The following is a 14,744-nucleotide window of genomic DNA, read 5'->3' as shown; positions in this document are numbered from 1 at the left end:
GGATATCCCGGCATATGCGGGAAAGGAAAGAATATGAATAATGAAAAACAGCGGCAGCAGATCAATGGAGTGGAGGTAACCAAGGAGTGGGTGGACGGCATACCGGTCATCTACGCGGAACCGGCAGAGCCGCAGCCTGAGCGCAGACTGGCCATTTTCTTAAGCGGACTGGGCGGTAAGAAGGAAGAATTAGTCTCCTATCTTTCGGATATCGCGGACAGGGGATTCATTGCACTGGCCTTCGACCTCTATCAGCATGGAGAGCGGGGAACGGCGCAGGATGATGTGAAAGCCCGCGTGTTTACGAACATGAGGCGCTACGGCTGGCCGGTGCTGGGCCAGACGATTCTGGACGTGGAGCGGGTTATAGACTGGGCGGTCGGGAACCTGGAGGTGGTTCCCCAGATCCGCATGGGCGGCATATCCATGGGAGGGGACATCACGATCTGCGCGGCGGGAATTGACTCCAGAATCAAACGAGGAGCCCCGATTATCGCCACGCCTGACTGGCTGAGGCCCGGTATGTATGATCTGTTCCGGCCCGACCGCATTCTGGATCCGGGGACACCGGACCGCTATGCCTCCTTTTTCTATGAGCAGTTTAACCCGATTACCCATCTGGAGCGCTATGCGAATTGCCCGCCTCTGTGTCTGATCCTGGGGGCTGAGGATAATCACATCCCGCCGGAGAACGCCGAGCGATTCCGGTCCGAGCTGGCCGGCTTATACCCGGAAGCGGCGGACAGACTGGTGTTCCACTACGTGACAGGAACGCCGTCTAATCACATGGATATAATCGCGCGCAGAAATGAGTGGTGGGAAGGGCTGCTGGATTGGTGGCTGATATAATTTGAGAAAGGTGCCTGTCCCCGGATGCCGGCTTACACAAGCCGACTTCCGGGGACAGGCACCAAACCGTAGTTTATAAAAACCGCCTTAAATCAATTGATTCAAATAGAATAAGCCAGATCCACCGCATCCCGCACCGCCGTCAGCACCTTCCCGATACCGGAACTGTCTCCCAGATTATAGAGCTCAGGGACTTTGCCTTCCAGCTCACGGTACAGCTTGTCATTGGGCACAGCGCCCACAGCCAGGATGATAATATCACAGGGAATCTCAATCACGCTTACGGCGCCGTCCTTTGCCGTGCGCTCCACAGTCACCACTTTGTCTTTCACAGACAGGACCTTGGTATTCGGGTATTTTTTTACGCCCATGCGGTCCAGACCCTGTAATAACGGCCATGCGGTACCCGGATCGAAGCCTTTGCCGATCTTGGGAAGAATCTCCACGATAGAGATATTCCGCAGGCTATGGTTCATCAGATCATCCAGGAATTCCCGGTTTTCCGCGTGATGAATACACAGAAAATGATACTGCTCCGGGGTAAGTGTTCCGGCCTCCGCCAGTACATGGGCAGTTTCACAGCCGACGGTGCCTCCGCCGATAATGACGACGTTCTTTCCGGGGATGACTTCCTTTGCCAGGATCTGATGTGCCGTATACGCGGGAACCGAACCGTCATCATTTGGCAGCGGCATCGTCTTTGGAATCACCCCTGTAGCGGTGATTACTACATCAAAACCGCCGGCCGCCGCTTCTGCGGCATCGGCTTCCTTATTACAGACTACTTCCACACCGGATTTGGCCAGCATGCTCTCGTAATATCCGATCAATTCCATAAAATCTCTCTTGCCGGACGGAGCCGCCACAAGCGGAAGCTGTCCACCGATCCTGTCACTCTTCTCCCAGAGGGTGACCTGATGTCCCCGCTGCGCCAGATTGACCGCAGCTTCTGCGCCTCCCGGCCCTCCGCCGACGACCAGGATCTTTTTGACTTTTTCCGGAGCAGGCTTATCCCGGAAGAGGTATTCCCGTCCGGCTTTTCCATTTACCAGACATTCGCCGGGCTTATCGAAGAAGGAGTTCGCCAGACATCCCTGATTACATCCCATACACTTTCGGATCTCACAAAGCCTGCCCTCCCGAACCTTGTTAGGCCACTGGGGATCCGCCAGCAAAGCCCTGGCCATGCTGACCATGTCGCTCTTGCCAAGAGCCAGAACTTCCTCCGCCACATAAGGATCGTTGATCCGGTTGGAGGCGGATACCGGAATCTTTACCGCCTGCTTAATCTGATGCGCCAGATATGTATAAGTCCCTGGCGGCACGTCCCCGGTAATCTGCGGGATCTGTGTCTCATGCCAGCCTCCGGTCACATTCAGAAGATCCACACCGGCCTCTTCCACAGCCTTTGCAAAAGCCACTGTCTCCGCAAAGCCTGCGCCGCCCGGCATGAAATCATTTCCGGTAATCCGCATAAAGACAGGGTAATCAGGACCTACGGCCCTGCGCACGGCCTGTACCACTTCCTGCCCGAAACGGCAGCGGTTTTCCAGACTTCCTCCATATTCATCCGTCCTCTTATTTGTAATCTCAGATAAGAACTGACAGATCAGATAACCGGTACACGCGATGATCTCGACCGCGTCGAAGCCGGCTTTTTTTGCACGGACCGCTGCTTCGGCCCATTTTTGCTGCGTGAGGCGGATATCCTCCACACTCATTTCGCGGCTGGTCTCACGGCTGAAACCGCTGAAGGTTGACGATGCGGACAGCCCGGGAAGATGATCCGGCATAGAGCTGCTTCGCATATACCGTCCCGCGTGATAAAGCTGTGCCCCAACTTTCGCGCCCCTTTGGTGGATGCCCTTGACCAGTTCCTGGTAGCCCTCGATGAAACTATCATCACTCAGGCTGTCCAGGCCTATGTCGCCGCCCAGATCGTCAATCCGCATTCCACCGACCAGGATCATGGCAGCGCCGCCCTTTGCCCTTTCATAGTAGAACTCTTTCAACCGGTCGGTGGCATAACCGTGATCCGCGTACTTCATGTGGAACGCCGGCATGAGTATTCGGTTTTTGAGTTCCAGCCCATTAACAGTTAACGGTGAAAACAGATGGTGAAAATTAGTCATAAAACCCCTTTCCGCCTGCAGTTATTTTAGTCGGTTCTTTGTATGCAGGCCTGCCATTTTCACCCTCCTGAATCGTATCTCCTATATATACTGATTATATCGCCGGGCAGATGATATGGCAATGCTCATTTTGACCATCACTTTGGCCCGTTTCTTGTATATAAACGAAGCTTGTGCTATGATGGATAAATAAGCGCGGGGTATGCCCGGAGGAAGATGAGGCTGTTGGATGGCGATAAATAAAGCGATGAAGGTTGTACTGAAAGCACTGTCCTACGGGGATATTGAAGTGGAGTCATCCCGGCAATTTGCGAATCTGAAATCACTGGATCCGATGAAATTGTTTTATAAGAAATATAATGGGAAGATTTATAATGAGGGACACGAGATACCGGTCCGTTTCTATATGCCGGATGAGAAGAGTCTGGAAAACGGGGGAAAAGGGAAACCGGTGCTGTTGTTTTTCCACGGCGGCGGCTGGGTGACGGAGAGCGTGGAAAATTATGACCGCGTGTGCGCCCGTATGGCCCAGGATACGGATCATGTGGTGGTTTCGGTAGAGTACCGGCTGGCCCCTGAGCACCGCTTCCCTACAGGCCTTCAGGACTGTTACGCGGCCGCTAAGGCCCTGTACTCCCGGAGGATCATGGAGCTGGACCCCGGACGGATCACCTTGGCTGGCGACAGTGCAGGCGGCAACCTGTGTGCCGCGGTGAGCCTGATGGCCAGAGACCGGGAGGAATTTGCGCCGGCCCGTCAGATCCTCATTTATCCTGCTTTGAACAATGATTACACGGATCACAGCCCATATGCATCTGTGAAGGAAAACGGTCAGAGCTATCTTCTGACGGCGAAGAAAATGGAACAATATCTGGAATTATATCAGGGCAGTCCCGCAGACCGTCAGAATCCCTATTTCGCTCCCCTGTGCGAAAAAGATCTGAGTCGGCAGCCGCGGACACTGATACTGACAGCGGAATACGATCCGTTAAGAGACGAGGGGGAAGAATACGGAAGAAGGCTTAAGGAGGCGGGAAACCAGGTAAGTGTATACCAGGTAAAGGACGCGCTCCACGGTTTCTTCGCACTTGGAATCAAGTACTATCATGTACAGGAAAGTTTTCAGGTGATCAATCGTTTTTTAAAGGAGGAATAAAGAAACAGTGTTTCACACAAAGAGAGCTTATTGGCGGAAATTAGATAATGCGGCCAAGATCTTTCCGGCGACCAGCGGCAAACGGGATACCCGGGTGTTCCGCTTCTACTGTGAGCTTCACCAGGACGTAATACCCGAAGCCCTTCAAAAGGCTTTGGACACTACCATAGAAAAATATCCTGTTTTTCTCTCCGTGCTGCGCAAAGGATTCTTCTGGTATTACCTGGAAGAGAGCTCCATCCGGCCGGTAGTAAAACAGGAAAGCAAGCCGCCCTGCAGCGACTTGTACATCCATGACAAGAAAAGCCTGTTGTTTGACGTTACTTATTATAAGAAGCGGATCAATTTTGAAGTATTCCACGCGCTGACGGACGGAACCGGCGCCACCCAGTTCATCCGGGAGCTGGTCAAAAACTACCTGATAGAGGCCCACGCTTCAGACGGCCTTACCGATGAACCGTTAACCGATTCGTCCATAACCGTACAGGATCTGGAAGACGACAGCTTCTCGAAATATTACAGTCCGAACAGCAAAAAGAAGACCAGGAAGGTGAAGGCGTTCCAGCTGCATGGCCCGGGAACCAGGGACGGTGAACTTCAGATCACAGAAGCCACCCTGTCGGTCAAAGACGTTCTGTCTAAAGCCAGGGAATACAACGTCTCTATTACCGTCTACCTTACGGCTGTCTTTTTGTGTGCAATCCATGAGGAGATGAACCGGTTCCAGGAGCACAAGCCGGTGGCGCTGATGGTGCCTTTGAACCTGAGAAAGTTCTTCCCCTCGGACTCCATGCTGAACTTTTTTGGCTGGATCGAACCCTATTACCGTTTTGGGCCAGGCCATTCCTCCTTCGGGGATGTGGTACAGGAGGTAAAACAATATTTCTCCAACGAACTGACCAAAGATCAGGTGGCTGTCCGCATGAACGAGCTGATGGGGCTGGAACGCAATCCGATCCTGCGGATCCTGCCTCTGGAAATTAAAAATTTCGGCATGAAACTGGGCGCCCGCTTCTCCGGAAAGGATGTGACGGCGGTTTTTTCCAACATGAGTGTGGTATCCATGCCCGGCCAATATATCCCGTACATCAAGCGTTTCGGAGTTTTCACCAGCACTCCGACCATGGAATTATGCATGTGCTCTTTCCAGGATCAGCTGGCGTTAACCTTCACCTCCCGCTTCGAGAGCCGGAACATAGAGAGGAATTTCTTCCGCATCCTGAAGGAACACGGAATCGCAAGTGAATTTCCGGAACCCGATTTCCCTCCCCGTCAAAAGGAAAGGCTGGTGGGGAAGCGTTTCTTCCAGTGGTTTACCTTTGGCAGCATCGCCGCCGCGGTCATCACGGTCATGATCAATATGATCGTGACTCCCCACCTATACTGGTCCCTCTTCGCCGTGGCCGGTGCGTTCAGCATGTGGCTGGCGCTGGCGGTGGCCTTTTTCAAGCGCCGGAACCTGCTGAAAAATTCACTCTGGCAGCTTTTTATCATTACCATCGGCTGTGTGATCTGGGATCTGTGCACCGGCTGGAACGGATGGTCCGTGGATTATGTGCTGCCGGGCATGTGCGTCCTGATTCTGGCGTCCATGATCACGATTACCTTTGTGCAGCGTCTCAAACCTAAGGATTATATGGTGTACTACGTCATTAACGCGATCTACGGACTGGTGCCGGTGATCCTGCTGTTAGCAGGGGCGGCCACCGTGAGATACCCCTCTGTGATCTGCTCTGGGATCTGTCTGTTAAGCTTGGCGGGACTCGTTATCTTTAATGGAAGGGATTTCTTTTCGGAGCTGGGGAAGAAGTTTCATATTTAAGAGGGAGGAGCGGGGGCTTACAAATGGGGCTTACAAATCATGTTTTGCAATACGCTTTTGTGCGACTTCATAGACTTCATCATCTTCCCGTGCGCCGATTACGACAATCAGCATGTTATCGTTATGACGGATAAGCTGGTACACGATACGCAAACCGGCTCCACGGAGTTTGATTTTTAGGAAGCCGGAAAGATTAGTACTGTTTTTGTTTCCCAGGAGTTTTCCATAGCCGCCTTCGTTTTCTGGCAAAGGATTTTTGCAGATTTTCTGAATCGCTTTCCGAATCAGGATTTTCTGGCTGCCGTCCAGTCTGCGGAGGTCTTCAAGGGCTTCAGGAAGGTATTTGACATTCCAGCTCATTCAAATTCAATGTCATCCGTTTCTTCATAGTCGGAAGGGCTGAATCCAAATTCCTGATCCACCTGTTCCTGGGAGATAACGGTGGAGGGATTGAATGTGGACATACGCTGTGTAGCACTGGCTAAGAGCCTTGCATCATTTACTTCATCCAAAAGGCGGATATATTCTTCCGGTGAAAGAAGGACACATTCGGGAGAGTTGTTTTTCATAACAACCTTAGCCCCATAGCGTTTTACTTCATCAAAGATTTTCCCGGCCAGCCCACGGTTGAACTGGGAAATAGAAATTGTGTTTTCAATTGCACTTCGAATATTCATAGTCATCACCTCTTTACTTACAGTATACGCAACAACAGCATAAAAATCAATAAATATACTGATATAAATACTGCTAAAAATAGTATATGTAATTCTGCATGTTTTATTAATAATGGCTCTTTCTTTCGGGACACCACGAAGCTGTCCAACGACCTGTCAAAAGTGAATTTACGGAAAAATTTAGCCGGAAAATTTTTACAACAGAAAAACAAAAAACAGCTTGACAGATAATCCCCCACCCATTATAATTATTTAGCGTGCATGCAGATGCATTATATTTTGCATACACAAAAAAGTTTAGGAAATCCACTATCAGGAGGTGAAAGAAATGCCCACATTTAACCAGTTAGTAAGAAAGGGACGTCAAACATCTGTAAAGAAATCCACAGCTCCGGCTCTGCAGAAAGGATATAACTCTCTGCGTAAAAGATCTACGGATATGTCTTCTCCCCAGAAGAGAGGTGTTTGCACCGCAGTGAAGACCGCTACCCCTAAGAAGCCGAACTCCGCTCTTCGTAAGATCGCCAGAGTTCGTCTTTCCAACGGAATCGAAGTAACCAGCTATATCCCCGGTGAAGGCCACAACCTTCAGGAGCATAGCGTTGTTCTGATTCGTGGTGGAAGGGTTAAGGACTTACCTGGTACCAGATACCATATCGTCAGAGGTACCCTGGATACCGCCGGTGTTGCCAACAGACGGCAGGCCCGTTCCAAGTACGGCGCTAAGAGACCGAAAGACGCCAAGAAATAATTCTTGTTGAGTATCACAAACAGAACTATGGTTAGTGTAGGTGTTTCATCCCTGTTTTCAATATGCATCAGATAACACAATGAATTACCGCACGAACACATTAAGTCCATAGAACGACACATGTGAGTACCGATGAATTAACCGAAAAGAAGCTGCCGGAAAAGGCGGCAAATGTTAAGGAGGGAAGTAACGTGCCACGTAAAGGACATACTCAGAAAAGAGATGTATTAGCAGATCCGTTGTACAATAACAAAGTAGTCACCAAATTAATCAACAACGTTATGCTGGATGGTAAAAAAGGTGTTGCTCAGAAGATTGTATACGGAGCATTTGACAAAGTAGCTGAGAAAACCGGAAAACCGGCGATCGAAGTATTCGAAGAGGCAATGAATAATATCATGCCTGTACTGGAAGTAAAAGCGAGACGTATCGGCGGCGCTACCTATCAGGTACCGATCGAAGTTCGTCCCGACAGACGTCAGGCCCTGGCTCTTCGCTGGTTAGTATTGTACTCCCGCAACAGAGGCGAGAAGACAATGGAAGACAGACTGGCAAATGAGCTCATGGACGCAGCCAACAACACAGGCGCATCCGTGAAGAAAAAAGAAGATATGCACAAGATGGCAGAGGCGAACAAAGCATTTGCTCACTATCGCTTCTAATCTGTTGCCGGATTGTATATTCAGAGTAAAAAGTCCGCTTTTTGCTCTTGCGTCTGCGGATCTGCCCGGGAGGGCAGGTTTGCAGCACTAGATTTAAGGAGGAAAATCCCTTGGCTGGAAGAGAATATCCGTTAGAGAGAACCAGAAATATCGGTATTATGGCGCATATCGATGCGGGTAAAACCACATTGACCGAGCGTATTTTATATTATACCGGTGTGAATTACAAAATTGGTGACACTCATGAGGGTACTGCTACCATGGACTGGATGGAGCAGGAACAGGAAAGAGGTATCACCATCACTTCAGCCGCCACCACATGTCACTGGACATTGCAGAAAGAAAACAAACCTATGCCGGGTGCTCTTGAGCATCGTATCAATATCATTGATACTCCCGGACACGTGGACTTTACCGTTGAGGTAGAGCGTTCCTTGCGTGTACTGGATGGTGCGGTTGGCGTCTTCTGTGCAAAGGGAGGCGTTGAGCCTCAGTCCGAGAATGTATGGCGTCAGGCTGACAAATACAATGTACCCCGTATGGCATTCATCAATAAGATGGATATCATGGGTGCAGACTTCTACAATGCTGTAGATATGATTAAGACCAGATTGGGTAAAAATGCAGTTCCGCTTCAGCTGCCGATCGGCAAAGAAGATGAATTCAAAGGCATTATCGATCTGTTTGAAATGCAGGCATATATCTATAATGATGACAAGGGCGAAGATATCAGTATCGAAGCCATTCCGGAGGATATGCAGGCTCAGGCTCAGGAATATCGCACCGACATGATCGAAAAGATCTGTGAGACGGACGATGAACTGATGATGGAATATCTGGAGGGAGAAGAACCTTCTGTGGAAGCATTAAAAGCTGCCCTTCGTAAGGCTACCTGCTCCTGTGAAATTATTCCTGTCTGCTGCGGTACCGCATACCGGAACAAAGGCGTTCAGAAACTTCTGGATGCGATTCTTGAGTTTATGCCCGCTCCTACCGACATCCCTTCTATTACAGGAGTGGATATGGACGGTAACGAAGTGGAGAGACATTCTTCCGATGAAGAGCCTTTCTCCGCACTGGCATTTAAAATCATGGCTGACCCGTTCGTTGGAAAACTGGCATTCTTCCGTGTGTACTCCGGTACGATGAACTCCGGTTCTTACGTATTGAATGCGACCAAAGGCAAAAAAGAGCGTGTGGGCCGTATCCTGCAGATGCATGCGAACAAGAGACAGGAACTGGATAAGGTATATTCCGGTGACATCGCCGCTGCTGTTGGTTTCAAGCTGACAACAACCGGTGATACGATCTGCGACGAGCAGCACCCGGTTATCTTAGAGTCCATGGAGTTCCCGGAACCGGTTATCTCCGTTGCGATCGAGCCTAAGACCAAAGCAGGTCAGGGCAAGATGGGTGAAGCGCTGGCGAAGCTGGCGGAAGAAGATCCCACCTTCCGGACGCATACGAATCATGAGACCGGCCAGACCATCATCGAAGGTATGGGCGAGCTGCATCTGGAAATTATCGTAGACAGACTTTTAAGAGAGTTCAAAGTAGAGGCAAACGTAGGCGCTCCTCAGGTTGCTTACAAAGAAACCTTTACCAAGACCGTGGAAGTGGACAGCAAATACGCGAAACAGTCCGGTGGACGTGGACAGTATGGTCATTGTAAGGTTCGTTTCGAGCCGATGGATGCCAATGCGGAAACCACATTCATTTTCGAATCCGCGGTTGTCGGCGGCGCTATTCCGAAGGAATACATCCCGGCTGTCGGCGAAGGTATCGAGGAAGCTGCGAAAGCAGGTATCCTGGGCGGGTATCCCGTTCTTGGTATCAAAGCTACCGTATACGACGGTTCTTACCATGAGGTCGACTCCAGTGAGATGGCGTTCCACATCGCAGGTTCCCTTGCATTCAAGGACGCGATGTCAAAAGGTAACCCGGTGCTGTTAGAGCCGATCATGAAGGTGGAAGTAACCACTCCCGAGGACTACATGGGTGATGTTATCGGTGATATCAACTCCCGCCGTGGCCGTATCGAAGGTATGGATAACATCAATGGCTCCGAGCTGATCAAAGCATATGTTCCGCTTTCCGAGATGTTCGGTTACGCTACCGACCTTCGTTCCAAAACACAGGGCCGTGGTAACTACTCTATGTTCTTCAACAACTACGAGCAGGTGCCGAAGTCCGTACAGGAAAAGATTATCGCTGATAAGAATAAATAAGACGAAATCAGCCCATAATTTAGTAAATTAGGCTTGAATTTATTTCCGTTATGAAATATAATCAAAAATAGCCGATTAGTATCCAAAAACCAGTAAAAATAAGCCCGTGAGGCAAGATATTTATAAGGAGGACGTTTTAAAATGGCTAAAGCTAAATTTGAAAGATCCAAACCGCATTGTAATATCGGTACCATTGGTCACGTAGACCATGGTAAAACTACTCTGACCGCTGCTATTACCAAAACTCTTCATGCAAGATATGGTACCGGCGAAGAGGTAGCTTTCGAGAATATCGATAAAGCTCCCGAAGAGAGAGAAAGAGGAATCACGATCTCTACCGCTCACGTTGAGTATGAGACCCCCAACAGACACTACGCTCACGTTGACTGCCCCGGACATGCTGACTACGTTAAGAACATGATCACCGGTGCTGCTCAGATGGACGGTGCTATCCTGGTTGTAGCTGCTACCGATGGTGTAATGGCTCAGACAAAAGAGCATATCCTTCTGTCCCGTCAGGTAGGTGTTCCTTACATCGTTGTATTCATGAACAAATGTGACATGGTAGACGACGAAGAACTGCTTGAATTAGTAGAGATGGAAATCAGAGATCTGTTAAGCGAGTATGAGTTCCCCGGAGATGACACTCCTGTTATCAGAGGTTCTGCTCTGAAAGCTCTGGAAGATCCCTCCAGCGAGTGGGGCGACAAGATCCTTGAGTTAATGGAAGCTGTTGACTCTTGGGTTCCCGATCCTCAGCGTGACACTGACAAACCTTTCCTGATGCCTGTAGAGGACGTATTTACGATCACCGGCCGTGGTACTGTTGCAACCGGTAGAGTAGAGCGTGGTGTTCTGCATGTAAACGAGGAAGTTGAAATCATCGGTATCAAAGAAGAGTCCAGAAAGACTGTTGTAACCGGTATCGAAATGTTCCGTAAATTACTGGACGAAGGCCAGGCTGGTGATAACATTGGCGCACTGCTTCGTGGTGTTCAGAGAACTGAAATCGAAAGAGGACAGGTTCTTGCAAAACCCGGCTCTGTAAAATGCCATAAGAAATTTACCGCTCAGGTTTACGTTCTGACCAAAGATGAAGGTGGACGTCATACTCCTTTCTTCAACAACTACAGACCTCAGTTCTACTTCAGAACAACTGACGTTACCGGTGTTGTTAATCTTCCGGAAGGCGTAGAGATGTGTATGCCTGGCGATAACGTAGAGATGAGCATCGAGCTGATCCACCCGATCGCTATGGAGCAAGGTTTAACCTTCGCTATCCGTGAAGGCGGACGTACCGTTGGTTCCGGCCGTGTTGCTACGATCATCGAGTAATCGATAAATATTGACTTTAAAGGGCTTCCCTGAAGATGGGGAAGCCCTTTTTTAAAATTCGGGAAAAATTTTATTTGAATAATGCGACGCTTACTCACGAAAATCCTACCTATCAAGTGAAAGGAGAGGAACCTGTATGGAAGATAAGCAAATAATAGATTTATTCTGGAGCAGGTCGGAGAGAGCGATCGCAGAGACCAGAGAAAAATACGAACATCTGTGTATGAGAATTTCGATGAACATCCTTCACAATATGCAGGATGCGGAGGAATGTACCAACGATACTTACCTCAGGCTCTGGAATGTAATCCCCCAGGAACGGCCGGCCTACTTTAGCGCCTTCCTGTGCAAGATCACCAGAAACCTTTCACTTGGCAGGCTGAAATACTATATGGCGAAAAAGAGAAAAATGGATGTGCTGCCGGTCTATGAGGAACTGGAAGAAGCCCTGGGAGACAGCTGCGACTTGACGGAGCGGATTTCGCAGCAGGAGCTTGTGGAAACGATCAACGCGTTTTTAAGTAAACTAACCTTGGAGAAAAGAAATATATTTATCAGAAGATATTTTTTCTTCGATACGGTTCCTGATATCGCGGCTATGTATAGGATGACGGAGAGCAAAGTGAAATCGATCCTTTCAAGAGATGGGAAAAAACTGCGCCTGTACCTGCAGGAAAGGGGGTACGGCGATGAGATCAGATAGAATAATAGAAGCGGTGGGACAGATCGACGATACTTATTTATCAGCGGCGATCGAAGCCGGGGATCTGACCGGCGGCAAAGCTGTGAAAATGCCAAAGAGGCATGCCTGTTTAAAGTGGGCGGCCATGATCGCGGTGGTGATTGGGATTTCCCTCGTGACCGCATTCACCGCAAACGCCCAGTTCAGGGAATGGGTGATATCGCTGTTCCAGTTCCTGGAAACGGAGGAGGTGCCGCCGCCTATGGAGAAGGGGACACCCCCTTTACCACAGCAGCGGGAAAATGTGCCGGCACCGAAGGAAACGAATGCGGCAACGCAGACATCCCCGGCTCAAGGACAAAGGGGTAGTGGAAATGTCAGGGACAGCCAGATTGATCTGTATGCCGACGGTACACTGGACGAGATTTTTAACGTACAGTATCTTCAGTCGGATTCCTATCTGGATAGGATCGGGAACTTATTTTACTATGTTAATGATGAGAATAACACGATATTTTATGCTGCTGAGAATAATGAATTTATCGAGGTGCCATCCGCCCGGATTGAGAAGGAGGTATCTTTGCTGGGAGTGAGTGGAAGTATAGATTATGATTACTGCCGGTATCAGGGGAAGACGATAGTAAGGGAACGTGCGCGGGACCGTTTCATGACGGATGCAGCCAGCGATGCGGAGTTCCTGCTGTCGGTATCCGATGACAACCAGTTCATTCTGACACTGTATAAAAATCCCCAGAGCGATGAATTCTCCTACTCGGCCATCTTTGATATAGAAACCGGTAAGGTGACAGACCTGTTCGAAGGAATTTATGCAGAGGGGACGGAGATAAAGGATTATACTGTGCTGAGAAGCTGGGAGGATGCCGGAAACGGACTTTTCACGGTATCGTTGGGGACAGATAGGAAAACGGCCCGGATATATCTGATCGATACCTCCGGGAAGCGGGCGGTTTCAGTCAGCGAGCTGACGGGGATCGAGGATATTTCTTCCGTCAAAGTGATTGACGGTAAGTTTATGATTCTTGAAAATTGCCCGGATGGTAAATTTAATTATTACTGCTATGATTATTCGGAGGATACGCGTCTGACTATATATGAGCATGCGCAATACTGGACATCAGATACACAGGAGCAGGAGGGGCTGAAAGTAAAGTTCTCCGGGGGACGGTATGACTGTGTTAAAGAAGCAGGCCGGATCTATTTGGCAGATGAACAAACCGGGAAAAGGATGAGCGTGGAAGGGCTGACAGATGAATTGGCGGAAAGCATCATTATCAATGAGAAGAATGATAAACTCCTGGTTTCCGCTTTTTCAGAAGACGGGATCTCCCGGATCGGAGTAATTGACGTGAGAAATGAAGTGTTTTACCTGCTGGACCGCAAGAACAGCACCGGCGCTCATGAATATTCCATCGGCTGGGACGGGGACCGTATTATGATAAATGCGGCAAATGAGGATTGGACCGAAAGCTATATATATTTGTATTCGCTGCGATGAGCGGATTGGCTGTGATGCAGGGCTGTGTTTTTGGAACCGGCCCTGTAATCTATTTTTAAGAAACGTCGGGTGATAAAATATAGTTATGAAAAAGGAAATTAATTTCGTCTGGATGGCCGGCTGCTTCGTCTAATAGATAGAGACAATTATTTGAAAATGGAGGATAATACAATGCGTAACCAATTATTTAAGTTCCTGTGTATCGTTATTGCGTCAGTAATCGTGTTTAACGGATGTTCGGGTTTGAAAACAGAAGTGAAAACGGATGTGAAAACAGATGGGACAGAAGAGGCAGAAAGTAAAAATATAATAGCCGGTGGGACAGATCAGTCCTCCGGGGCAAATAAGACAGACGAACCGGAGGCGGCAGATCAGATGGACACGGCATCTGGTTTCATGGATTGGCTCCCGAAGGGTATAACAAAAGTAATGTCGGAAACAAAACCAAACGATCAGGTGAAAGCGGCAATCATCAAATACTATGAAATCCCTGAGGAAGAGTGGGGGGAGACAAGATATTATTATAACTATGTAGATTTAAATGAGGATAACAAGGATGAAATCTTTGTTTTCGTTATGGGAAACTACGTAAGCGGTTCGGGCGGATCTTCGGCGCTGCTGTTAAACGGAGAGGACGGTTCTATAGAACAGGCATTTACGCTGGTGAACACGCCGGTTATTGTGACAGATGAAAAAGTAAACGGGAACAGAAGCTTGATCCTACAACGGTCCGGCGGCGGAGCGGCATGCGAAAATGTCATTTTAACATATAAGAAGGGTGTGTATACAAATGTCGCGGATGCGGAAGCAATCGGTTCTATCGATGATGTGAAGGGAACCGCTATTATTTGTAATGATTTGGCCGCGGATATTGAAAACCAAAACTATTTGACCTTACAGGATTAGAGAAAACCGTGTATAGGAGCCGCAGGAA

The 14,744-nt window shown here is 49.0% G+C and carries 13 protein-coding genes; 10 read left to right on the top strand and 3 right to left on the bottom strand.

The window, feature by feature from the left end:
- The first annotated feature begins 33 nt into the window (after window positions 1-33).
- Window positions 34-849: an alpha/beta hydrolase gene (locus tag KTH89_RS07165; protein WP_238721208.1), complete on the top strand. Its 816-nt coding sequence runs from the start codon at window positions 34-36 to the stop codon at window positions 847-849.
- Between the two features lie 101 nt (window positions 850-950).
- Here the strand turns inward: KTH89_RS07165 and KTH89_RS07160 are convergent, their stop codons facing one another.
- The gene (locus KTH89_RS07160; RefSeq protein ID WP_238721207.1) at window positions 951-2,981 is read right to left on the bottom strand and encodes an oxidoreductase; all 2,031 of its coding nucleotides are present in this window, start codon (window positions 2,979-2,981) and stop codon (window positions 951-953) included.
- A 229-nt stretch (window positions 2,982-3,210) separates the two neighbouring features.
- Here KTH89_RS07160 and KTH89_RS07155 point away from each other — a divergent pair, with 229 nt between their 5' ends.
- Together KTH89_RS07155 and KTH89_RS07150 are read left to right on the top strand one after the other, a co-directional pair.
- Complete coding sequence (locus KTH89_RS07155) at window positions 3,211-4,137, top strand: alpha/beta hydrolase (RefSeq protein WP_158347873.1); 927 nt, start codon at window positions 3,211-3,213, stop codon at window positions 4,135-4,137.
- 7 nt (window positions 4,138-4,144) lie between these two features.
- On the top strand, window positions 4,145-5,959 hold the full coding sequence (locus KTH89_RS07150) for a DUF6320 domain-containing protein (RefSeq protein ID WP_238721206.1): 1,815 nt from the start codon (window positions 4,145-4,147) through the stop codon (window positions 5,957-5,959).
- A 30-nt stretch (window positions 5,960-5,989) separates the two neighbouring features.
- On the opposite strand, the gene KTH89_RS07145 is transcribed toward KTH89_RS07150, so the two are convergent.
- Together KTH89_RS07145 and KTH89_RS07140 are read right to left on the bottom strand one after the other, a co-directional pair.
- The gene (locus tag KTH89_RS07145) at window positions 5,990-6,319 is read right to left on the bottom strand and encodes a type II toxin-antitoxin system RelE family toxin (RefSeq protein ID WP_238721205.1); all 330 of its coding nucleotides are present in this window, start codon (window positions 6,317-6,319) and stop codon (window positions 5,990-5,992) included.
- On the bottom strand, window positions 6,316-6,636 hold the full coding sequence (locus KTH89_RS07140; protein ID WP_238721204.1) for a type II toxin-antitoxin system Phd/YefM family antitoxin: 321 nt from the start codon (window positions 6,634-6,636) through the stop codon (window positions 6,316-6,318). Before KTH89_RS07140 ends, KTH89_RS07145 begins: the two co-directional genes overlap by 4 nt.
- 328 nt (window positions 6,637-6,964) lie before the next feature.
- Between KTH89_RS07140 and rpsL the strand changes: the two genes are divergently transcribed.
- The 7 genes from rpsL to KTH89_RS07105 all read left to right on the top strand — a co-directional run bounded on the left by rpsL (window position 6,965) and on the right by KTH89_RS07105 (window position 14,716).
- The gene (rpsL, locus tag KTH89_RS07135) at window positions 6,965-7,387 is read left to right on the top strand and encodes a 30S ribosomal protein S12 (protein WP_158347865.1); all 423 of its coding nucleotides are present in this window, start codon (window positions 6,965-6,967) and stop codon (window positions 7,385-7,387) included.
- Between the two features lie 191 nt (window positions 7,388-7,578).
- Window positions 7,579-8,049, top strand: coding sequence for a 30S ribosomal protein S7 (gene rpsG, locus KTH89_RS07130; RefSeq protein ID WP_238721203.1), 471 nt, complete (start codon window positions 7,579-7,581; stop codon window positions 8,047-8,049).
- A 110-nt stretch (window positions 8,050-8,159) separates the two neighbouring features.
- On the top strand, window positions 8,160-10,277 hold the full coding sequence (fusA, locus tag KTH89_RS07125) for an elongation factor G (RefSeq protein ID WP_158347863.1): 2,118 nt from the start codon (window positions 8,160-8,162) through the stop codon (window positions 10,275-10,277).
- Between the two features lie 141 nt (window positions 10,278-10,418).
- On the top strand, window positions 10,419-11,612 hold the full coding sequence (gene tuf / locus KTH89_RS07120) for an elongation factor Tu (protein WP_158347861.1): 1,194 nt from the start codon (window positions 10,419-10,421) through the stop codon (window positions 11,610-11,612).
- Window positions 11,613-11,748: 136 nt separating this feature from the next.
- Window positions 11,749-12,315, top strand: coding sequence for an RNA polymerase sigma factor (locus tag KTH89_RS07115; protein ID WP_238721202.1), 567 nt, complete (start codon window positions 11,749-11,751; stop codon window positions 12,313-12,315).
- Window positions 12,302-13,810 carry a hypothetical protein gene (locus KTH89_RS07110; RefSeq protein WP_238721201.1) on the top strand — a complete coding sequence of 503 codons (1,509 nt, stop codon included), beginning with the start codon at window positions 12,302-12,304 and terminating at the stop codon, window positions 13,808-13,810. The genes KTH89_RS07115 and KTH89_RS07110 overlap by 14 nt, the downstream gene beginning before the upstream one ends.
- Before the next feature lie 171 nt (window positions 13,811-13,981).
- Window positions 13,982-14,716 carry a hypothetical protein gene (locus tag KTH89_RS07105; protein WP_238721200.1) on the top strand — a complete coding sequence of 245 codons (735 nt, stop codon included), beginning with the start codon at window positions 13,982-13,984 and terminating at the stop codon, window positions 14,714-14,716.
- The last annotated feature ends 28 nt before the right edge of the window (window positions 14,717-14,744 follow it).

Origin of the sequence: Diplocloster agilis (genome assembly GCF_019042275.1) — a bacterium.
GTDB lineage: Bacteria > Bacillota > Clostridia > Lachnospirales > Lachnospiraceae > Diplocloster > Diplocloster agilis.
This window is presented reverse-complemented; position numbering and strand designations above follow the sequence as displayed.